Origin of the sequence: Streptomyces erythrochromogenes (assembly GCF_036170895.1) — a bacterium.
Lineage (GTDB): Bacteria > Actinomycetota > Actinomycetes > Streptomycetales > Streptomycetaceae > Streptomyces > Streptomyces erythrochromogenes.
Map to the genome: position 1 here is coordinate 5369926 of NZ_CP108036.1, position 19660 is coordinate 5389585.

The window sequence follows — 19660 nt, forward strand, 5'->3', positions numbered from 1 at the left end:
CGGTCCGCGAGGCCCGCGGGCCGCGATCGCCGTCCGGCCGGACCCTGTCCTGCCGCGCCCCAGCCGCCTTCCCTAGCCCGCCGTGTTGATCATCGACGCCGCGGCGTACGTGAGGTACTTCCACAGCTGCGCCTCGTGCTCCGGCGCCAGGCCCAGCTCGTCCAGCGCCACCCGCATGTGCTTCAGCCAGGCGTCGTGGGCCGCCGAGTCCACCTGGAACGGCGCGTGCCGCATTCGCAGGCGCGGGTGGCCGCGGTGCTGGCTGTACGTGGTCGGACCGCCCCAGTACTGCATCAGGAACAGGGCGAACCGCTCCTCGGCCGGACCGAGATCCTCCTCCGGGTACATCGGGCGCAGCAGCGGGTCCTCCGCGACCCCTTGGTAGAAGCGCCGCACCAGGCGACGGAAGGTGTCCTCGCCGCCCACCTGCTCGTAGAAGGTCTGCTCCTGAAGGCCGCCCCGCGGAATCTCATTCACCCGACCATCGTCTCAGACGCCCGGTACCGCCCGGGGGCGCCTTCGCGCTCGCACGTCAGGGCCGGGCGCAGGACAGTGGAGGAATGGGCGCACACACCGCACGGACCGAGACGCGGGATCTGCGGGAGACCGCGCACGCCGCCCAGGTGCGGGAGCTGACAGCGGCCGGCGTACTGGACGACCCGCGCTGGCGGGCGGCGTTCGCGGCCGTCCCCCGGCACGTCTTCGTCCCCTACTTCTGGACCGAGCGCGGCGCCGGCCAGGAACGGCTCTGGGCCGAGGACCCCGACCCGCAGGTACGGGCCCGCTGGCTGCGCGGCGTGTACGTCGACGCCCCGCTGGCGACCCGGCTGCGCGACGGCCGGCTGGTCTCCTCCAGCAGCCAGCCGTCCCTGATGGCGAAGATGCTGGCCGCCCTCGACGTGCGCGACGGCGACGACGTCCTGGAGATCGGCGCGGGCACCGGCTACAACGCGGCCCTGCTCTGCCACCGCCTCGGCGACGAGCACGTCACCACCGTGGACCTGGACGAGGAGATCACCGAGTCCGCGCGGGCCCACCTGGCCCACCTCGGCCTCCACCCGACCGTGGTCACCGGCGACGGCGCCCGCGGCTGCCCCGCCCGGGCCCCCTTCGACCGGATCCTGGTGACCTGCACGCTCCCGCTGGTCCCGCACGCTTGGCTCGGCCAGTGCCGGCCGGGGGCGCGCATCCTGGCCCCGCTGTCGACCGGGCTGATCGCGCTCACGGTCCGGGACGCCGATTTCGCGGAGGGCCGCTTCCTGCACACCGCGGCCTACTTCGTCCCGCTGCGCGGGGCCACCGCCGTACCGCCGCCCGACCGGATGGCGATGGTGCGCGGGCTCCCGTACGAGCTGGTGGAGAACGAGCGCTTCCAGTTCATGCTGGTGCTGACCGCCGGGGTGCTGACCCCCCGCGAGGCCCTGGACCTGTGGCGCAGCGAGGGCCGCCCGGCCCGCGAACGCTTCGGGGTCTCGGTCGGCCCCGAGGGCCAGTGGTCGTGGCTGGACGATCCCCAGGGGCCCTACGTATGGCCCCTGGGGGAGGCGTGATCAGCCGCGCCGGATGGTGATGGTGGTCCAGGCACCCACGTGGACGCGGTCGCCGTCGGCGAGCGGGACCGGGACGTAGGGCTGGATCGGGTCCTCGCCGCCGTTGATGGTGGTGCCGTTGGTGGAGTTCTGGTCCACCACGGCCCAGCTCATGTCGGGCTGCTGCACCAGCACCGCGTGCTGGTGGGAGACGCCCGGGTCCTCCGGGGGCACCGACAGGTCGATGTCGGGGGACTCGCCCGTGGAGGCGCGGCGGCGACCGATGGTGATCTGGCCACCGGACAGCGGGAGGTGCTGCTCCGGGGAGTACGCGGGCAGGTTGAGCCCGGTCGCCTCCGGTCCGCTGCGCTGCATCATCGCCATGAAGTACGAGCGGTCGGGGCCGATCGTCGCGCTCCAGGACCCGCCCTGGGGCGGGAGGGGCTGGTACGGCGGCGTCTGGGGCTGCTGCCGGTACTCCTGCTGGTACTCCCGCTGGTGCTGCGGCGGGGGCTGCTGCTGGTACTGGGGCTGCGGGGCCTGCTGGTACGCCTGCGGCGGCTCGTGCGAGGGAGGCGACAGCAGCCAGTCGTCCTCGCGCTGCAGCGGCTCGGCCGGGCGGTTGACCCGGGACGGCCGCGAGCCCTGGTACTCGAAGTGGTCCTGCGCGTACGTCCCCGCCGCGGGCACGGGCGGCGGGGGCGTGCTGCCTGGGCGGGGCCCGCCGGGGGCGCCCGTGCCGGGCCCCGGCGCAGCCGGGTCCGTGGCCGGCGGCGCGTACGCGGTCGCCGAACGGGTCAGGTAGTTGTACCGGCACTCCTCGCAGAACGGGGCCATGGCCTCGCGCGGGGTACGGCACTGCGGGCAGAGCTCTGCCTGGGCGGTCGGTTCACCGGCGGTCGGGGGGAAGCCGTAGCCGTAGGAAGGCACCGCGGGGGGTCCCTCCGGGGCACCCATGCGGTGGCCGCAGACCTCGCACCAGTCGTCGGAGGCGGACTGGTGCCCGTTCGGGCAGGTCGGCATGGCGGCTCTTCCCCCTTCTTCTCCCTGCGTCATCGCGGGAGGCTCTCAGAACTTCTTCACTCGGACGGTCTGCGTCGAACGTGTTTCGAGAGTCATCTCGTCGGCGTCGGCAACCTTCGCTTTCAGCCGCACAGTACCCGCCACCGCGTCCACCACATCCACCACCTTCGACAGGAGTCGCGCCGTGTCGGCGTTCCCGGAGACGCTCGCCAGTTGTACGGCCCGTCCGAGTTTGGCCGTAGCACCATCGACATCGCCCATTTTGCGGGCTTCGAGGCCCTGTTGGATAGCCTGCGCCAGCTCCGCCTGCCCCGTGTAGTGGGCGACCTGCGGGTTGATGGCGGTGGACGCGGCCACGTCGTTCGTCCACACCGCGCGCACCAGGCCCTGGGCCAGGACGGCCTCGGGCTCGCCGCCCGTCGCGGGCCGCACCAGCGTGGCGCGGGAGGCGAGCATCTCCTGGCCGACGGCCGCACCGGGCACGCGCACGCACACGTGGTACTCGCGGGACTCGTCGCCCCACGATCCGGTCGGATAGTCGCCCGCGCGCGGGCCCGAGTCGGTACGGCGGTCGGTCAGGTCCTGGACGGTCGGGGCGACCTGCTTGACGTACTGGATCTCCACGCCGACCGGGGTCCACAGGCGCAGCGAGACGTCCGCGACCTCCTTGCCCATGACGTTCTCCATCATGCGGGTGAAGTCCTCGGTGAGGTGCGCCGGGTCGGCCACGATGTCGGCGGAGCCGAGCAGGGCGCTCGCGATGCCGGTGACCTCCTTCACCTCCCAGTCGGTGCCCACACCGCGGGCGTCGCAGGTGAAGCGGCCCGCGCAGGCGTCGAGGGCGGCGCGCAGGACGGCCGGCTCCTCGTGCTCGTTGCGTCCGTCGGTGAGCAGGATGCCGTGGCGGATGGCGGCGGTGGAGCCGCGCAGCAGGCCGTCGGCCAGGCGCAGCCAGGTGCCGATGGCGGTGCCGCCGCCGGCGCTGAGGCCGCGCAGGGCCTCCTTGGCCTGGGCGCGGGTGGCCGGGTCGGCGACGGCGAGGCGGCCCTGGCCGGGATAGACCTCCTTGGCCACGTGCGTACCGGCGATCACCGCGAAGGCGGTGCCGTCCCGCAGGGTGTCGACGGCCGCGGCCGTGGCCTCGCGGGCGCCGCGCATCTTCTCCGCCGGGTACTCCATGGAACCGGAGCAGTCGACCATGATCACGACGGCTGCCGTGCCGTCGGCGGGCTTCCCGCGGGTGACGCTGCCGCCGCCGGTGGCGGTGACGGTGACGATGGCGTGGACGTCCCGCCCGCCTTCGGGAAGGAACTCGTTCTGGTACACGTCCACGCTGAAGCGCGGTGCGCTCGGCTTGGCGAAATTCGCCATCGGCTGGACTCCTAGAGGGCTCGGGCAGGCGGGTCAGACCTGCGGGCGCGCTTCCACTTCCGGTTTCGGTGCTGCTGCCGGGCCGGGCCCCGCGGCCGCTCCCGGTTCCCCTTCGGGCTGCGTGGCGAACGGCACGACGGCCACGGTGATGTTGTCGTGGCCGCCGCCGTCGAGGGCGTGCCCCACGAGCACCTGCGCGCTGTGCAGCGGGCGGACCGCCGCGTCGACGGGCAGCACCTGGGCCATCTCCCGCGCGGACTCCGCGTAGTTCCACAGTCCGTCGGTGCAGACCACCACCACGCCGGGGTGGTCCGGCTTGAAGATCGCGGTGTGCGGTTCGAGTTCGTAGGCGTCGGCGCCCAGCCAGCCGGTGATGGCGTGCGCGCGGACGTCCGCGTAGGCCTCGGCCTCGCCCATCAGGCCTGCGGCGACCATCTGGGCGGCCCACGAGTCGTCCTCGGTGAGGCGGCGGGGCAGTGCGGCGCGGTCGTCGGGCACCCAGTAGGCGCGGCTGTCGCCCACCCAGCCGATGGTCAGCAGGCCGCCGCTGACGACGGCGCCGACCAGGGTGCAGGCGGGCGCGTTCTGCGCGCCGGGGACCTCCGGGGCCAGGGCGTTGACCGCCGCGGCGGCGGCCAGGATCGCCTCGTGCATGGCCTCCTGGGGGTGCGCGCCGCGGGGGAGGGCCTCCAGCAGGGCCTCGTTCGCGGCGCCGGCCGCGGCTGCGGACGCCTCGTCGGGGCGGCTCGCGGAGGAGACCCCGTCGCACACGATGGCCACGGTCGCGGCCGAACCGTCGGGCAGGGCGGTGGCCGACACGGCGAACGAGTCCTCGTTGCGGTGGTGGCGCAGCCCCCGGTCGCTGACGGCCGCGACGCTGCCCAGCTCCTCCTCGACGTGGTCGCGCTCCCGGGGCTGGGCGTGCCCGCAGTGCTCGCAGTACCCGTCGGTGTCGACGTGCCCGGCCCGGCAGGCCACGCAGGTCTTCCCGCCTGGCGCGGCGCCGGACGGGGGCGCGCTGTCGTAGGTGTCCCCGTACGGGTTCTCCGCGCCCCAGGGTGCTTCCTCGGGGGGCGGGCCGGGGTCGCCGCCGGGGCGGTCGTGGCGGGTCTCGGGGCCGTCGGCCGGATCCGGCCGGCCCTGGCGGGCGGGGCCGGCCGCGCCCCAGGAGGTCCCCTCCGGGGGCGTGCCGGTGCTGTACGGGTTCTCGTGGCCCTGGCCCGGGTACGAGGCTCCGGCCGGGTCCGGCCGAGGCTCCGGTTCCGGCTCCGGCTGTTGCTGCGCCGGGGCGGCCCAGTCGGCCGGGTCCCCCACCAGGGTCGGCGCGGCCGCGGCCACGCTGCCCCAGCCGGGGGCGGGTTCGCCGGCGCCGGGGGAGCCGTGCGAGCCGGCCGGGGCCGGGATCCCGTAGCCGCCCGCGGGGGCGGCCTGGGCCGGCGCGGCGACGGCGGCCGGGGGCGCGGGGGCGGCCGGCGCGGGTGGCGCCGGTGGGATGGGGACGGTCGGGTGGTCCGTGGACGAGGCCGCGGGAGAAGGGGTCAGGGCATAGCCGCAGAGACCGCAGAAACGGTCACCCTCTTCGAGGGGTTCCGCGCAGCTGGGGCAGCCCGACAGCCGATGCATCGACATCAATCACACCCACGTCCGGGGACGGAAACGGTTGGCCCGTTCCACCAGTTCGATCCTCTCCTCGCCACGCCGTGCCAGCCGTGCGAGGACGCGGTACGAGCGCTCCAGTCCGAAGCGCAGGCCCCGCTCGTCCAGTTGACTGCCGAGCAGCGAGGTCCGGCCGGGGTCGGCACCCCGGCTACCCGACAGTACCCAGTCCAGGGCCGAGCCCAGAACCTCCGTCGCCAGCAACTCCTGCCGTTCCGGGTCCAGCCCGAACCTCCGCAGGGCCTCCACCTGGTCGGCGGCGGCCGAAAGATCGGCCAGCAGCGGCTCGTCCGGTGACCGGTCGCGCAGACGTGCGCGTACGGCCGCCACCCGCGCGGCGGTGTAGTGGATGGACGCCTCCGGCACGGATTCCAGCGTGCGGACGGCTCCGTCCCGGTCGCCGGCGGCCAGTTGGACCCGGGCGAGTCCGAACGCCGCGCTGACGAATCCCGGGTCGGTGATCCAGACCAGGCGGTAGTACTCGGCGGCGTTGTCCAGCTGGCCGAGCACCTCCGCGCACAGTCCGAGGGCCAGCTTCGGCGCGGGCTCGCCCGGGAAGGCGTCGTAGATCGCGTCGAAGGACAGCGCCGCTATCTCGTCGTCGCCGGTGGCGAGCGAGGCGATGCCCCGGGCCCACACGACCCGCCAGTCGTCCGGGTGGCGGCCCTCCAGCTCGGCCAGCGCGTCCCCGGCCGCGGACAGTTCGCCGAGCTCCAGCCGGGCGCGCAGCTCCCGCAGCCGCAACTCGGCCGAGTCGGCGGGCGCCGAGGCCAGCGCGCCCAGCAGATCGCCGGGCGCGGAGGCCAGCAGACCGGTCAGGAAACCGGCGTTGGGGTCGGCGGCGTCCACCAGCGGCACGGGCAGCGCCAGTGCGCTGTCGCGGGCGTCGAGCGTGGTGGCGGGGCGGCTGCCTCCGGCGGGCGGCGCGGTCAGGGGCGCGGGGCCCCCAGCGGTCGCGGGAGCCTGCCGTGCCCGGGGCACGGCCGCCGCGGCCACATGCGTGGCGGTGGTCCCGAGCGCGGCCCCGCCCGGGTCTGAGCCGGGCAGGCTGCCTCCGCCGAAGGCGGGCGGGTTCCCCGCGCCGGGCGCGGCGGTTCCCGCCGAAGCGGCTGCGCCGCTGGGCGCGGCCTGCCAGGTACCCGGCGCGCCGGGGGCCGCTGCGGGCAGGCCCACGCCGCCGGGCGGGGTGCCGGCGCCGAGCCGGGTCGGATGTGCCGGTGCGGCTGCGCCGCCGGGCGGGGTGCCCGGGCCGAATGAGGCCGGGTTCGCCGTGCCCGGCGCGGTGCCTGCGCCGCTGGGCGCGGGGTGCCGGGTACCCGGCGTGGCGGCGGGGGCGGACCCGGGAAGGCCGGCGCCCGCGGGCACGGGCGTGCCGCCCGGCGGGGTGCTGGCGTGGGACTGGGCGAAGCCCTGCGGGGCCGATGTGCCGGCGGCCGTGGCCGCGGCCGAAATCCCGGGTCTGCCCGTCGCCGAAGCCGTCGGCAGGGCCGGGCCGCGGCCCAGGCGGCTCCGCAGGCCGCCGCCCCGGCGGGGCGCGACCGGGCGGTCGCCCAGGCGGGAGACGACCGTGTCCGCCGTGTCCGTGCCGGTGAACAGCCGGGTGTCCGGCACCCGCAGCTCCGGGCCGAAGAGGGTGGACAGCTGCGGCCGCGGCATGCCCGTCTGCAGCGCGACCACCTCCCGCAGCACACCGGTCAGCTGGTCGGCCATCTCCTGCGCGGAGGCGAACCGCCGCCCCGGGTCCGGGTCGGTCGCCCGAACGAGCAGCCGGTAGAAGGACTCGTACCGCCGGAACACCTCGATGTGCTCCGGGTCCGGCAGCGAATCCGCGAACACATTGGTGTAGCCCTGGAAGTCGAAGGTCAGGACGGCCAGCGTGCGCGCCACCGTGTACAGGTCGGAGGCGACCGACGGCCCCAGCTCCGCGACCTCCGGGGCCTGGTAGCCCACCGTGCCGTAGATGGCCGACTCCTCGTCGTCCATCCGCCGCACCGCGCCCATGTCGATCAGCTTCAGCTGGTCCTGCTGCTGGATCGCGTTGTCGACCTTGAAGTCGCAGTACAGAAGGTTTCTGCTGTGCAGGTGGCCGAGCGCCTCCAGCGCTTCGATGCCGTACGCGCACGCCTGTTCCACCGGCAGCGGGTCGCGCCGCCCGTCGGGTCGGCGCCGCTCGTTCGCGATCTCCTTCAACGACTTGCCGCCGACGTACTCCATGACGATGTACCCGTCCAGCGAACCGGTCCGCTGGTCCAGGTGCTCCACGAAGTTGTAGATCCGCACGATGTTGGAGTGCTCGATCTCCGCGAGGAAGCGCCGCTCCGAGATCGCGGCCTCCATCGCGTCCTGGTCGCCGGTGTCGAGGAGGCCCTTGAGGACCACCCACCGGTCCGCGACCGCCCGGTCCACCGCCAGGTACACCCAGCCGAGGCCGCCGTGCGCGAGGCAGCCCGCCACCTCGTACTGGCCGCGCACCACTTCACCGGCGCGCAGCTTGGGCACGAAGGAGTACGGGTGCCCGCACTTGGTGCAGAAGCCCTCCGTCCGGCCCGGCCGGTCCCCGCGGGCCCGGCCCACCGGGGCGCCGCAGTCCGAACGCGAGCAGAACCGCTTGCGCTCGGGCACCTCCGGGTTCTCCAGGACCGCAGTCGAGGGGTCGGGGCGCGGTACCTCCGGAACGCTGACCAGGCCGGCACCCAGCCGGCTGCGCCCCGAGGAGGAGGCGGGCGAGCCCGAGCTGCGCACCGAGACCGAGCGGGTGGACGCCTGCCCCGTCAGGGACCGCGACAGCCGCCCGGACACCGAGCGGCGGGAGGAGGAGGACCGGGAGGACCGGGCCGAGGCCGAGGAGCGCGCCGAACCGTGGGACCCCTGTGACCCGTGCGATCCCCGGGACCCGCCGGAGCCCAGGGAGCCGCGGGCCGCGCTCGTCATCCCCGTCGGCGGGGACACCAGCTCCTCCGCGCCCGCCGCGACCGAGCCGACCGGCGCCAGGCCGCAGGTGTCGCAGTACAGCTCGCCGCCGCCCATGTCCTCGTACGTCCCCGGGCAGCCGGGGCGAACGCACGCTGCTCCGCTCAGGCTCATGCGTCCTCCGTCCCCGGCCCGTCGGGCCGCTCTTCCCGGTGCTGCTGTTGCTGTTGTTCGGGCCGGTGCTGCGGCACCAGCGACTCCGCCGCCGCCTGCTGGTAGCGCAGGACGGCCTGTTCGGCGGCCCGCAGGTCGCAGGGCGCGCTCCACAGCATCCGCCGGGCCGTGTCGTACCTCTCGATCAGCAGGGGGTCCTCCGCCAGGCCGTGGCGGGCGACCTTCGCCTTGTAGGCGTCGAGACGCCCGCGCAGCTCGGCGCGAACGGCCAGCGGAGCCGTCACCGCGGTCAACGATTCACGGGCCCTGCGCAGTTCCTCCTCAGCCCGCTCCTCCAGGGATTCCAGCAGCGGCGACAGCCGGTGCCAGCGCGCGTGGCGCCGGTGGTCGGCCGCCGCCGCGAGCTGCTCCTGGAGCACCGTCGGCGGGCCGCTGACCACGGGCACCTCGGACGCGGCGATCTTCGCCAGCACCTCGCCGCGCGCCGTCCGCGCCTCCGCCAGGGTCCGGTCGGCCCGCGAGAGCACGTCGCGCAGGCTGATCAGCCGCTGCTCGGCGTCCTGCCGTACGGCCAGCACCGCCTCGACCTCGCGGCGTACGTCCTCCAGCGCGAGCGCGGCCCGGTCGTAGCGACCGGTGTCGGGGCGGCCGCCGCCGGGCGCGGAACTCCCGGCGGCGGGCCGCCAGAAGGCCAGCGGATCCGCGATCACCTGGGCGCGCAGGTCCGTCAGCTCGGCGGTGATGTACTCCAGGTCGTCGCCCGAGGGGTGTTCGCCCGGGCGCACGCCCACCGAGTGGGCCAGCGAACGGGTGCGGTGCAGCTCGGCGGCGAGCAGGTCGATACGGGCGGGCAGCGCCGACCAGACGGCGTCGGCCGCGACCACCACGTCCAGCGAACGCGCGTAGAGGTCGTTCATCCGGGTCACGAGCTCGGCGAGGGAGAGCCGCTCCGCCAGTGCGGCGCCCTCGGCGGCGGCCCCGGCGATCAGGACCCCGGGCCCGCGCAGCCGCTCGGTCAGCTCGATCAGCTCGTCGCGGCCCGGCCAGCGGCGCCGCTCACGGATCTCCCGGGCGGCGGTCAGCGCCCCGCTGTAGGCGTCGAAGTACGTCCACAGCCGGGTGATGTCCGCGTCGGCGCCGGCCCACCGCTCCTTGGTGAGGCCGGTCAGCGCGGCGCCCTCCAGCAGCCGGCGCCCGGCGTGGTCCTGGAGGGCGAGCAGCGAGGTCTCGACGGCCTCGTGCTCGGCGCCCAGCCTGGTCAGGGCGCGGTCGACGCCGTCCCGGTCCATCACTGCAGACCCCGCCTCCACCGACTGTGCCTCCGCTTCCGCCGCCGCCTCCGTGTTCGCTTCCGTGTGCCCCTCCGTGTCCGACCTCGCGCCCGGTCCCGTGCCCGAAATCGCCACCGGCCTCAGCCGTCCCGGTACTTGGGCGCGGGCGGTCCGGTCACGCCGGGCAGCACGGGCTGGAGGTGCTTGAGGTACGCCTTCATCCACGGGCTGTCATTGCCGCCCGCGCGGTAGTTCTCCAGCACCTTGTTGACCCGGCGGACCAGGTCGGGGGCGTCCTTGTTCATCGCGACCCCGTAGAACTCGCGGGTGAAGGGCGAGCCCACCAGCCGCACCGAGGGGTCCTGCGCCGCCTGGCCGGCGGCGAGCGCGTTGTCCGTGATGATGCCGTCGACCTCGGCCAGCTGGAGCCGGACCAGGCAGTCGAGCTGGTTGGCCACGGTGACCGGGGCCGCGCCGTAGGACTGGGCCTTGAGCGCGCTCTCGGCGGTGGAACCGGCCGCGACGCAGATCCGCTTGTCCTTCAGCGAGGCGTCGTACCCGGTGATCGGCGAGCCCTTGGGGGCCAGCACCTGCTGCCCGGCCTCGAAGTAGGCCGTCGAGAAGGCGACGTCCTCCAGCCGCTTGCAGTTGACGGTCATGGTGCGCACGACGATGTCGACGCGGCCCTCCTGGAGGGCGGGGATGCGCTGGCTCGTCGGGATGGCCCGGTAGATGACCGCGTTCTCGTCGCCCAGGATGTCCTTTGCGATGGCCTTGACCAGGTCGATGTCGAAGCCGTCCAGGCGGCCGCCCTCCGCGGTCTGGTTGCGGTACCCCCAGCGGAAGCTGTTCTGGTCCACGCCCGCGACGAGCTTGCCCGCCGCCTTGATCCGCGCGATGGCCGCCCCGTCCACGTCGGACGGGCGCAGGCTGGCCTCGGGGTCCTGGCAGGTGTCCGAGAGGACCCAGGGCGCCGCCGGGGCCGCCGGGGCCGGCCCGCGGGCGGGCACACCGGGTGTGGTGTCCGGAGTCGCGTGGGCCAGCGGCAGCAGCACGACCGCGGCCGTCATGGCGCAGGCGACGGCCATCGCGCTCACACCGCCCCAGCCGCGCAGCCGGCGCGCGGCCCGCCGGACTCCGGGCACCGAGCCCGGGGCACGTGTGCGGACCTCGTGCTCCTCGTACTCCTCATGGCCTTCGGCGGCCCGCCTCGCCCGTATCCGCATCGCTCTCACCTGTACTCCGAAAGCCTGCGCCCGATACCGAGCAGGGCTGCTGTCGCGCCGATGACCACCAGTACCGCCGAGCCCGTCACCAGGCCGCCCAGCGCGCCCAGACCGTCCTGGGCGGCGCGGGTGAACTCCCGCTGCTCGTGGGCGACGGCCTGTTCCAGGGAGGCGTCCACCGTGTCGAAGGCGGCGCCGCTGCTCTCCTTGTGCTGCGCGTCCCCGACGACCTGCGGCAGCGCGGCTTCGTAGTCGCCCTTCAAGTCCGCCTCCCGGGCCGCCGTGTGCCGCTGCTTCCACTGCTCGACGCCGTCCACGGCCCGGCCCACGGGCGTCCGGCCGTCGTCGTCGTCGGCCAGCCGCAGCGCGGTCGCGAGCCCCGCGTCCAGCTGCTTCATGTTGTTCGTGAAGTCCACGTCGTACTTGTCTGACTTCTTGTCCTCGGCCAGTACGGCGCCCCGCGCGATCAGTGTCAGGTTCTCACTCGCCCGGGCCTGGAGGGAGGCGATCCGCGCGTCGTTGAGCACCTTCATCGACTCCTGCCCGTCCGTGCGGGCTTCACTCAGCGAGGAACGCGCCACCGTGTGGCCGACGGACAGCCAGAGCAGCACCACCACGGAGGCGGCGGTCGCGGCCACCAGCCCGTGGTTGAAGACCCGGTTCGTGTGGCGGTAGTTGCGCCGCTGCGCCCACACCAGGGCGGCCACGGCCAGCACGCCGAGGCCCAGCGAACCCAGCGGCCAGGACCGGGCGGCGTCGTCGTCGGTGTGCAGCCGGCGGGTCTCCGCCTCGTACAGCCGCTGGGCGGCGGGCAGCAGCTGGGTGGTCATCTGTTCGTTGGCGTAACGGAGGTACGCGCCGCCCAGCGGCAGGCCCTGCCGGTTGGTGGCCCGGGCCTGCTCGATCAGGCCGGTGTAGCGCGGCAGCTGCTCGCTCAGCAGGGTGATCTGCTCGCGGGACTCCTTGCTGCCGCCGGTGTTGGCGGCGGCGCTCACCAGCAGGCGGGACGCGTTGGCGATGTCCTTCTCGTAGCGCTGGCGGACCTCGCGCGGCTCCTGCGCGCCGAGGAGGAACCCGCTGGAGGAGGTGGTGTCGGCGTCGGCGAGGGAGCGGTAGATGCTGGCCGCGTCCGCGCTCAGCGGCTGGCTGCGGCCCACCACGTCGTCGGCGGCGGTGGCCCGGGCGGAGATCTCCCACACGCTCACCGTGCCGAACAGCACGATCAGGGCGGCCAGTACCGCGCCGATGATCCGCAGCCGGCCCGGTTCGGTGGTGGCGGCCTCGCGCAGCCGCTGCACTCCCTCGGACCAGGCGGTGCGCCGCCCCGGCGGCCCGTCGGGCGGCGACGCCGGCGCGCCGGCGGGCGGCGCGGAGACACCACCCCCGGGCGCGGGCGCGCGTGATGTGATCGCCACCGTGACCTCCCCCTCGGTCCTGTCGTCCCCCGGCCGGCGCCGGGGGATGCCCCTGCGCAGCAGCAGTATGGCCGTAGTGCCGGTGGACCACAGCACCCGGTGCTGGATCCGGGGCGATCCGCCCCCGCGGGTGCCTTTCGTCACCCCTTCACCGTCAATACGTCCTTACGGCCGTAACGGTTCCAGACCGGGCGCCTTCCGGGGCGGGTTCAACCGAAATGGGCACGGAGTTTTCCGTGGGCCTCCGCCGGAGCCCCGAGCGCGTCCAGGCCGAGCAGTCCGGCGCCCAGCACCGGAGGCGCCGTGACCACCGTGATCCGGACACGCGGGGCCCGTTCGGCGAGGCCCGCCGCGATCCGGTCGTCGAGCCCCGGGTGCCGGGCCGCCAGCACCCCGCCGCCCAGCACCACCGGTACCTCCTCGTCCAACAGGCCCAGGCGGCCCAGCGCCACCACGGCCATGGCCACGACCTCGTCGGCCTGGCGGTGCACCAGCGAGAGCGCCACCGGGTCCCCGGCGGCGGCCACCTCGAACAGCACCGGGGTCAGTTCGTGCCGCCGGCCGGCCGGCACGTCCCCCAGGTGCACGGCCTCGATCAGCGAGGCCATCGAGTCGTGGCCGAGGCGGGCGGGCAGCGCCCGGGCCAGCTCCGTCGCCGCGCCCCGCCCGTCCTCCGCCCGGGCCGCGAACCACAGGGCCTCCTCGGCCAGTCCGCCCCCGCCGCCCCAGTCGCCGGAGATCCGCCCGACCGCGGGGAAGCGCGCGGTCCGCCCGTCCGGGGTCATCCCGACGCAGTTGATGCCCGCCCCGCACACCACCGCGACGCCCCGCGGCTCGGCGCCCGGCGGCAGGCCGGCGCGCAGCAGTGCGAAGGTGTCGTTGCGCACCGCGGTGGCGCGCCCCCAGCCGCGGCGCCCGATCTCGTCCGCCAGCCGCCGCTCCTCCACGGGGAAGTCGGCGTTGGCGAGGCAGGCCGACACGTGCTCGGCGACGGGCCCGGACCCGCCGCCGGCGGCCACCCCAGCCGAGGCCAGCGCCTCGGCCAGGACGTCCACGGCCGCGGCCACCCCGGTGCGGGGCGGCTGGAAACCCCCGGCCTGCCCGGTGGCCAGCACGGACCCGTCGGGGCCGATGAGCGCGACGTCCGTCTTGCTGTTGCCCGCGTCGATCGCGAGGACCGGGGGGAGGGGCAGGCGGGTCACGCGGGTCACGCCCATGGCAGGTGCTCCTTGTTGTGGGCGAGGAGCCGGTCGGTCAGCCCTTCGGCCAGGTCGTACTGGCCGATGAGCGGGTGTGCCAGCAGCGCCTTGAACACCCGCTCGCGGCCGCCGCGCAGGGCCGCGTCCAGCGCGAGGTCCTCGTACGCCGTCACGTGCGAGACCAGCCCGGCGAACAGCGGGTCCAGGCGCGGCACCGGGAGCGGTACGGGCCCGGAGCCGCCGGTGGCGCGGACGCGCGCCTGGACCTCGACGACGGCGTCGTCGGGCAGGAAGGGCAGTGCGCCGTTGTTGGACGTGTTGACCACCTGCACGTCCGTGCCGCCGCCGCCCAGCAGGGCGGCCGCCAGGTCCACGGCCGCCTCCGAGTAGAAGGCGCCGCCCCGCTTCGCCAGCAGCGCGGGCTTCTCGTCGAGCGCCGGATCCGCGTACAGGGCCAGCAGTTCGCGCTCCATCGCGGCGACCTCCGCGGCCCGCGAGGGCTTGGTGCCCAGCTCCCGTACGACCTCGTCGTGGGAGTAGAAGTAGCGCAGGTAGTACGAGGGGACGACGCCGAGCCGGTCCAGCACGGCCCGCGGCAGCCGCAGGTCCGACGCGACGGCCTCCCCGTGCGCGGCCAGCAGCCCGGGCAGCAGGTCCTCGCCGTCCGGGCCGCCCCGGCGCACGCCCAGTTCCCAGGTGAGGTGGTTGAGGCCGACGTGGTCCAGGTGGACGTCGGACGGGGCCAGTTCCAGCAGGGCGGCGAACTTCCGCTGGAGGCCGATGGCGACGTTGCACAGCCCGACGGCCTTGTGCCCGGCCCGCAGGAGGGCCCGGGTGACGATCCCGACCGGGTTGGTGAAGTCGATGATCCAGGCGTCGGGGCTGGCCCGGCGGACCCGTTCGGCGATGTCGAGGACCACGGGGACGGTGCGCAGGGCCTTGGCGAGCCCGCCCGCGCCGGTGGTCTCCTGGCCGACGCAGCCGCACTCCAGGGGCCAGGTCTCGTCCTGGAGCCGGGCGGCCTGTCCGCCGACGCGCAGCTGGAGGAGGACGGCGTCGGCCCCGGCGACGCCCGCGTCGAGGTCGGTGGTCGTGGTGACCAGGCCGGCGTGGTCCTGCCGGGTGAAGATCCGGCGGGCCAGGGCGCCGATCAGCTCCAGCCGCTCGGTGGCCGGGTCGATCAGCACCAGCTCCTCGACCGGCAGGGTGTCGCGCAGCCGCGCGAAGCCGTCGATGAGTTCGGGGGTGTAGGTGGAACCGCCGCCCACCACTGCGAGTTTCAACGTCGTCAGCCTTTCACGCCGGTCAGGGTGACTCCCTCGACGAACGCCTTCTGGGCGAAGAAGAAGAGGACGATCACCGGGGCCATGACCAGCACGGTCGCGGCCATGGTCAGGTTCCAGTTGGTGTGGTGCGCCCCCTTGAAGGACTCCAGTCCGTAACTGAGGGTCCAGGCGGCGGGGTTGTCGGAGGCGTAGATCTGGGGGCCGAAGTAGTCGTTCCAGGCGCAGAAGAACTGGAACAGTGCGACGGCCGCGATCCCGGGCCTGGCCATCGGCACGACCACGCGCAGCAGGGTGCGGACCTCGCCGCAGCCGTCCACGCGCGCCGCGTCCAGGTACTCGTCGGGGATGGTCAGCAGGAACTGGCGCAGCAGGAAGATCGAGAAGGCGTCGCCGAAGGCCATCGGGACGATCAGCGGCCACAGGCTGCCCGACAGGTCGAGCTGCCTGGCCCAGAAGAGGTACATGGGGATGACCACCACCTGCGGCGGCAGCATCATCATCGCGACCACCAGCATCAGCGACAGGTTGCGCCCGCGGAAGCGGAACTTGGCGAGCGCGTACGCGACGGGCACGGAGGAGACCACGGTCAACAGGGTGCCCAGTCCCGCGTACAGGAGCGTGTTGCGCCACCAGGTCAGGAAGCCCGGGGTGTGCCACACCTGGGCGTAGTTGCCCCACTCCCAGGTGTCGGGCCACAGGTCGCGGGTCAGCGCCTGCCGGTCGCCCATCAGGGAGGTGAGCAGGAGGAACACGAAGGGGAGGACGAAGAAGAGGGCGGCGGCCACGCCGAGCGAGTGCACCGCGATCCAGTGCAGTACGGCTTTTCGGCGGTGGGCGCCCCCTGTCCGTTGCGTGTCCGCGGGCCGTTGCGTGTCCGCGGGCCGGAGCGTGCCCGTGGTCCGGTTCGTGCTCATCGTCCTGCTCCGATCAGACCGCCACGGCGCCGCATCAGGAGTGCGGTGAAGGCCATGGAGAGGGCGAACAGGACCAGTGCCACGACGCACGCTGCGCCGTAGTCGAAGCGCTGGAAGCCGAGGTTGTGGACGAGCTGGGGCAGGGTCAGGGTGGACCGGTCCGGGTAGCCCGGCTCCAACTGCTGGCCGGAACCGCCGATCACCCCGGCCGCGACCTTCCCCGCCACCAGCGGCTGGGTGTAGTACTGCATGGCCTGGATGACCCCGGTGACCACGGCGAACATGATGATCGGCGAGATGTTGGGCAGGGTGATGTGGCGCAGCCGCGCCCAGGCCCCGGCGCCGTCCAGCTCGGCCGCCTCGTACTGCTCCTTCGGTACGTCGAGCAGCGCGGCCATGAAGATGACCATCAGGTCGCCGACCCCCCACAGGGCGAGGGCGGTCAGCGCGGGCTTGGACCAGTCGGCGTCGGTGAACCAGCCGGGGGCGGGCAGTCCCACCGCGTCCAGCAGGGTGTTGGCGGGTCCGGTCCCGGGGTTGAGGAGGAAGACGAAGGCCAGGGTCGCGGCGACCGGCGGCGCCAGGTAGGGCAGGTAGAAGAGGGTCCGGAAGACCCCGACCCCGGTCTTGATCTTCGTGGCGAGCAGGCCGACGCCCAGGCCGAAGACCACGCGGCAGCTCACCATCACCACCACCAGCCACAGGGTGTTGCGCATCGCCGGCCAGAACAGCGGATAGTCGGTGAAGACGTAGCTCCAGTTGTCCGCGCCGTTGAAGGCGGGCGGGCGGAAGCCGTCGTACTTCGTGAAGGAGAAGTACACGGTGGACAGCAGGGGGTAGGCGAAGAAGACCGAGAAGCCGATCAGCCAGGGGGACATGAAGGCCGCGGTCCGCAGGGCGGACCGCAGGCGCTTCGACCGCGGGGCGCGGGCGGCGGACACCGGCTACTCCGCCTTCGCGATGTCCGTGTCGATCTGCCGGTCGACCTCGGCGAGACCGGCCGTGATGTCGGCGACCCCGCCCTTCTCGACCGCGTACGCGAAGTCCTGGAAGGTCAGCTGGTAGGTGCCGCCGTCGGCCCGGGCCGGGGTGGTGCCGGACTTCGGGTGCCGGGCGATGTCGAGGAAGGTCCGCAGCTCCGGGGTCACCTTCAGGTCCGGGGACTCCAGGGCGGCGAGCGTGGACGGCACGTTGTGGATGGCGTTGGCGAAGGCCACCACCGCCTCGGTGTCGGTGGTCATGTACTTGACCAGTTCCCAGGCCGCGTTCTGCTTCTTGCTGCCGGAGGCGATGCCGACGACCGTGCCGGAGAGGTAGCCCTTGCCGTAGTCGGCGGCCTGGTCGTCCGGGACGGGCAGCGGAGCCGTGCCGATCTCGAAGCCGACACCCGCCTCCTTGGCCATGGGGGCCCGCCACTCGCCGTCGATCTGCATGGCCACCCGGCCGGTGTGGAAGGGGTGCTCGGCGCTCCACTCGTCGCCGAAGGTGCTGCGGAACCGCTCCAGCTTCTCGTATCCGCCGAGCGCCGCCACCAGGTCCTTCTGCGCGGTCAGCATCTTCGCGAAGGCCGGGTCCCGGGAGAGGTTGGAGCGGCCGTCGGCGTCGAAGTAGGTGGGGCTCCACTGCGCGGCGAGCCGCATGGGGGTGGTCTCGTAGCCGTGGAAGGTGGGCATCAGGCCGACCTGCTCGTAACTGTCGCCCGAGGCGTCGGCCTTCGTCAGCTTCTGCGCGACCTCGACGAAGCGGCTCCAGGTCTTGGGGGGTTCGGTGATGCCTGCGGCGGCGAAGGCGGTCTTGTTGTAGACGAGGCCGTACGCGTCGTTCAGCAGCGGAAGGGTGCACTGGTTGCCCTTGAACTGCGTGTATTCCAGCAGGGTCTTGGGGAAGACCTTCGTCTTGTCGACGCCGGACTTGTGCAGGAAGGGGTTCAGGTCGGCGAAGGCGCGGGAGTTGCAGAACTGGCCGACGCTGTCCGTGGTGAAGGAGGAGACCACGTCGGGGGCCTTGTCCCCGCCCGCGCGCAGCGCCTGGTTGATCTTGTCGTCGGTCATGTTGCCGGTGACCTCGACCTTGATGTTCGGGTGCGCCTTCTCGAAGCGGGCGATGCCTTCCTCGATGGCCTGGACCTCGCCCGGCGCGGACCAGCCGTGCCAGAAGGAGAGGGTGACGTCCGCCTTCGGGTCGTCGGTGGCGGAGTCGGCGGCCCGGCCCGTACACGCCGTGGCGAGGGCGGATATCGCCGCGAGGAGGGCGGCTGCGGTGGTCAGGCGTCCGGTTCTGGGCATGGCGGGGCTCGCTCTCTGCGGGAGGGAACTTCCGGTGGGGGGCCTGGGGGTGCCGGCGGAGCGTGTGGGGGCGGAGCGCGCCAGGGGTGTGGCGCGGGGTCAGCGGGAGGTGTCGAAGACCTCGTCCCGGGTGGTGGCCAGCGCGCTCTCCAGCGCGCCGTGCAGGACGGGCCGCTGAAGGACCTCGCCCGGGACCAGCCGGGGGCGGGAGGGGGCCAGTTCGGCGAGCTCGGCCTCCAGCAGCTCGCGCAGCGGCTCGCCGCCCGCGCCGATCGCGGCCCCCGCCAGGACCACGATCTCCGGGTCGAGTACGGCGACCAGCGAGGCGAGACCGGTGGCCAGGGCGGTGGCGTACGCCTGGAGGAAGCGCAGGTGCGCCCCCTCGGGCGCGGCGGCGGCCCGCGCGAGCAGTGCGACGCCGGCGGCGACCTCCGGGCCGTGCGGACCGGCGTCCGGGTGGTCCTGCGGGCAGGCGGCGGTCTCGACGCCGAGTTCCGCGGCGAGGCGGGGCAGCCCCTCCACGCCGGCCAGTTCCTGGTAGCCGCCGGAGTTCGCCCGGGTGACCTGCCGGACCAGGGGGCGGCCCGGCACGGGCAGGAAGCCCACCTCGCCCGCGCCCCCGGTCCAGCCGCGGTGCAGTCGGCCGCCGAAGACCAGTGCCGCGCCGAGCCCTTCCTCGTTCCACAGCAGGACGAAGTCCTCGTGCCCGCGGGCTGCGCCGAGGCGCTGCTCGGCGACGGCGGCGAGGTTGACGTCGTTCTCGTACTCGACGGGCATCGGCAGGGCCGCCGCCAGGTCGTCGAGGAGGGTGGGGGAGTGCCATCCGGGGAGGTGGCTGGCGTAGCGCAGCCGGCCGGTCTGCGGGTCGAAGGCGCCGGGCGTGCCGATGACCACCCGGTGCAGGTCGGAGCGGTGCAGCCCGGCGGCCTTGACGGCTCCGCCGAGCGCCTCGGTCACCTGGTCGAGGGCGCCCGCGCCCTCCGTGTACGGGACCTCGTGGGAGGCGATCACAGTGCCGGTCAGGTCTGCGACGGCGGCCAGCACGCGCCCCGGGGTGACGTCGAGGCCGCCGACGTAAGCGGCCCGCGGGTTGATCGCGTACAGCTGGGCGCTGGGACCGGGGCGGCCGCCGTCGGTGCCGGTGGCCACGACGAGTCCGGCGGCCTCCAGACGGGCCAGCAGCTGGGAGGCGGTGGGCTTGGACAGCCCGGTCAGGTGCCCGATGCGGGTCCGGGACAGCGGGCCGTGCGTCAGCAGGAGGTCGAGTGCGGCCCGGTCGTTCATGGCGCGCAACAGGCTGGGCGTTCCGGGCGTGGCGGCGGGCATGCGGCGACTCTCCCTCACCGAGGTGATCTGTTAGGTAAGTTTCCTATCACTGTTCGAGCCGTGTCAATGCCGCTG

General features: G+C 74.1%; 15 protein-coding genes. 1 reads left to right on the forward strand and 14 read right to left on the reverse strand.

The window, feature by feature from the left end; translation table 11 throughout:
* Positions 1 to 72: 72 nt before the first annotated feature.
* A complete protein-coding gene (locus OHA91_RS24535; RefSeq protein ID WP_266501086.1) occupies positions 73 to 477 on the reverse strand; it encodes a globin in 405 nt (134 codons plus the stop codon).
* 83 nt (positions 478 to 560) lie between these two features.
* On the opposite strand from OHA91_RS24535, the gene OHA91_RS24540 reads away from it, so the two are divergent.
* The gene (locus OHA91_RS24540; RefSeq protein WP_031145515.1) at positions 561 to 1550 is read left to right on the forward strand and encodes a methyltransferase domain-containing protein; all 990 of its coding nucleotides are present in this window, start codon (positions 561 to 563) and stop codon (positions 1548 to 1550) included.
* Here the strand turns inward: OHA91_RS24540 and OHA91_RS24545 are convergent, their stop codons facing one another.
* The 13 genes from OHA91_RS24545 to OHA91_RS24605 form a co-directional block, all read right to left on the reverse strand.
* A complete protein-coding gene (locus OHA91_RS24545; protein ID WP_408059181.1) occupies positions 1551 to 2585 on the reverse strand; it encodes an FHA domain-containing protein in 1035 nt (344 codons plus the stop codon).
* A gap of 12 nt (positions 2586 to 2597) precedes the next feature.
* On the reverse strand, positions 2598 to 3923 hold the full coding sequence (locus OHA91_RS24550) for a VWA domain-containing protein (RefSeq protein ID WP_031145519.1): 1326 nt from the start codon (positions 3921 to 3923) through the stop codon (positions 2598 to 2600).
* A 33-nt stretch (positions 3924 to 3956) separates the two neighbouring features.
* Positions 3957 to 5552, reverse strand: a complete 1596-nt coding sequence (locus OHA91_RS24555) for a protein phosphatase 2C domain-containing protein (protein ID WP_328740018.1) — start codon at positions 5550 to 5552, stop codon at positions 3957 to 3959.
* A gap of 3 nt (positions 5553 to 5555) precedes the next feature.
* Positions 5556 to 8663 carry a tetratricopeptide repeat protein gene (locus tag OHA91_RS24560; protein ID WP_328740019.1) on the reverse strand — a complete coding sequence of 1036 codons (3108 nt, stop codon included), beginning with the start codon at positions 8661 to 8663 and terminating at the stop codon, positions 5556 to 5558.
* Entirely contained in the window at positions 8660 to 9952 is a 1293-nt protein-coding gene (locus OHA91_RS24565; protein WP_266501095.1) for a hypothetical protein, read from the reverse strand. Before OHA91_RS24565 ends, OHA91_RS24560 begins: the two co-directional genes overlap by 4 nt.
* Before the next feature lie 122 nt (positions 9953 to 10074).
* The gene (locus OHA91_RS24570; protein WP_078959021.1) at positions 10075 to 11160 is read right to left on the reverse strand and encodes a glutamate ABC transporter substrate-binding protein; all 1086 of its coding nucleotides are present in this window, start codon (positions 11158 to 11160) and stop codon (positions 10075 to 10077) included.
* A gap of 5 nt (positions 11161 to 11165) precedes the next feature.
* Positions 11166 to 12575: a hypothetical protein gene (locus tag OHA91_RS24575; protein WP_051892588.1), complete on the reverse strand. Its 1410-nt coding sequence runs from the start codon at positions 12573 to 12575 to the stop codon at positions 11166 to 11168.
* A 209-nt stretch (positions 12576 to 12784) separates the two neighbouring features.
* A complete protein-coding gene (locus tag OHA91_RS24580) occupies positions 12785 to 13792 on the reverse strand; it encodes an N-acetylglucosamine kinase (RefSeq protein WP_328740020.1) in 1008 nt (335 codons plus the stop codon).
* Positions 13783 to 15057, reverse strand: coding sequence for a 6-phospho-beta-glucosidase (locus OHA91_RS24585; RefSeq protein ID WP_031145535.1), 1275 nt, complete (start codon positions 15055 to 15057; stop codon positions 13783 to 13785). Before OHA91_RS24585 ends, OHA91_RS24580 begins: the two co-directional genes overlap by 10 nt.
* A 5-nt stretch (positions 15058 to 15062) precedes the next feature.
* On the reverse strand, positions 15063 to 15974 hold the full coding sequence (locus OHA91_RS24590; protein ID WP_328740021.1) for a carbohydrate ABC transporter permease: 912 nt from the start codon (positions 15972 to 15974) through the stop codon (positions 15063 to 15065).
* Entirely contained in the window at positions 15971 to 16852 is an 882-nt protein-coding gene (locus OHA91_RS24595; protein ID WP_051892590.1) for a carbohydrate ABC transporter permease, read from the reverse strand. Before OHA91_RS24595 ends, OHA91_RS24590 begins: the two co-directional genes overlap by 4 nt.
* 66 nt (positions 16853 to 16918) lie before the next feature.
* Positions 16919 to 18259 carry an ABC transporter substrate-binding protein gene (locus OHA91_RS24600; RefSeq protein WP_328740022.1) on the reverse strand — a complete coding sequence of 447 codons (1341 nt, stop codon included), beginning with the start codon at positions 18257 to 18259 and terminating at the stop codon, positions 16919 to 16921.
* 99 nt (positions 18260 to 18358) lie between these two features.
* Complete coding sequence (locus tag OHA91_RS24605) at positions 18359 to 19585, reverse strand: ROK family transcriptional regulator (RefSeq protein ID WP_031145542.1); 1227 nt, start codon at positions 19583 to 19585, stop codon at positions 18359 to 18361.
* Between the last annotated feature and the right edge of the window lie 75 nt (positions 19586 to 19660).

Excerpts from the sequence above, each read along its gene's own strand:
- OHA91_RS24540 (WP_031145515.1), top strand. The coding sequence starts at position 561 with ATGGGCGCACACACCGCACGGACCGAGACGCGGGATCTGCGGGAGACC.
- OHA91_RS24545 (WP_408059181.1), bottom strand. The coding sequence starts at position 2,585 with ATGACGCAGGGAGAAGAAGGGGGAAGAGCCGCCATGCCGACCTGCCCG.
- OHA91_RS24550 (WP_031145519.1), bottom strand. The coding sequence starts at position 3,923 with ATGGCGAATTTCGCCAAGCCGAGCGCACCGCGCTTCAGCGTGGACGTG.
- OHA91_RS24555 (WP_328740018.1), bottom strand. The coding sequence starts at position 5,552 with ATGTCGATGCATCGGCTGTCGGGCTGCCCCAGCTGCGCGGAACCCCTC.
- OHA91_RS24560 (WP_328740019.1), bottom strand. The coding sequence starts at position 8,663 with ATGAGCCTGAGCGGAGCAGCGTGCGTTCGCCCCGGCTGCCCGGGGACG.
- OHA91_RS24565 (WP_266501095.1), bottom strand. The coding sequence starts at position 9,952 with ATGGACCGGGACGGCGTCGACCGCGCCCTGACCAGGCTGGGCGCCGAG.
- OHA91_RS24570 (WP_078959021.1), bottom strand. The coding sequence starts at position 11,160 with ATGCGGATACGGGCGAGGCGGGCCGCCGAAGGCCATGAGGAGTACGAG.
- OHA91_RS24580 (WP_328740020.1), bottom strand. The coding sequence starts at position 13,792 with ATGGGCGTGACCCGCGTGACCCGCCTGCCCCTCCCCCCGGTCCTCGCG.
- OHA91_RS24590 (WP_328740021.1), bottom strand. The coding sequence starts at position 15,974 with ATGAGCACGAACCGGACCACGGGCACGCTCCGGCCCGCGGACACGCAA.
- OHA91_RS24595 (WP_051892590.1), bottom strand. The coding sequence starts at position 16,852 with ATGTCCCCCTGGCTGATCGGCTTCTCGGTCTTCTTCGCCTACCCCCTG.
- OHA91_RS24600 (WP_328740022.1), bottom strand. The coding sequence starts at position 18,259 with ATGCCCAGAACCGGACGCCTGACCACCGCAGCCGCCCTCCTCGCGGCG.
- OHA91_RS24605 (WP_031145542.1), bottom strand. The coding sequence starts at position 19,585 with ATGCCCGCCGCCACGCCCGGAACGCCCAGCCTGTTGCGCGCCATGAAC.